The organism is Janthinobacterium sp. BJB426 (genome assembly GCF_002735705.1).
GTDB lineage: Bacteria > Pseudomonadota > Gammaproteobacteria > Burkholderiales > Burkholderiaceae_D > Janthinobacterium.
Window position 1 is genome coordinate 1 of record NZ_PDZL01000065.1, and the last position, 582, is coordinate 582.

Genomic DNA, 582 nt, shown 5'->3' on the forward strand with positions numbered 1-582 from the left:
CGGCCTTGGTGTTGGTCGAGATGTTCGACAGGTTGCTGTTGACGTGGTCGAGGCGGTTGGCGGCGGCGCCCAGTGCGGAACGTACCACGCCGATGCTGTCGATGGCCGAGACCAGGCTGCCGATGGCGGCGTTGGCGCTGGCGGTCAGTTCGGTGCCCAGGCCGGCGGCGCCGAAGTTGGCGCTGGCCGAACCCAGTGCGGCGGTGACGCTACCCATCGAGGTGGACAGGTTGATGCTCATCGTTTCCGATTTCGCGGCGCCGATCTGGAACGTCATGGCGCTGGCGATGGTGCCGCCGGTCAGCAGAGCTTGGCCGCCGAACGTGGTGTTTTTCATCACGTTGGACAATTCCAGACCCAGTGCGTCGTATTCGGCTTGCATGGCGTCCTTGTCGGCCGTGTTCGACGAGGCATCGGCAGCTTGCGTAGCCAGATCTTTCATGCGCACCAGCATGTTGGTGACTTCGCCGAATGCGCCTTCAGCCGTTTGCAGCATCGAGGTGCTGTTTTGCGTGTTGCTCATGGCGACCGTCATGCCGCTGGTCTGTGCTTTCAGGCGGGTAGCGATCTGCAGGCCGGCAG

The 582-nt window shown here is 63.4% G+C and carries 1 protein-coding gene; it reads right to left on the minus strand.

Annotation, left to right across the window (positions count from 1 at the left end; genetic code table 11):
* The coding region (locus CSQ93_RS28565) for a flagellin N-terminal helical domain-containing protein (RefSeq protein WP_099380922.1) at positions 1-582 on the minus strand (582 nt) is incomplete at both ends.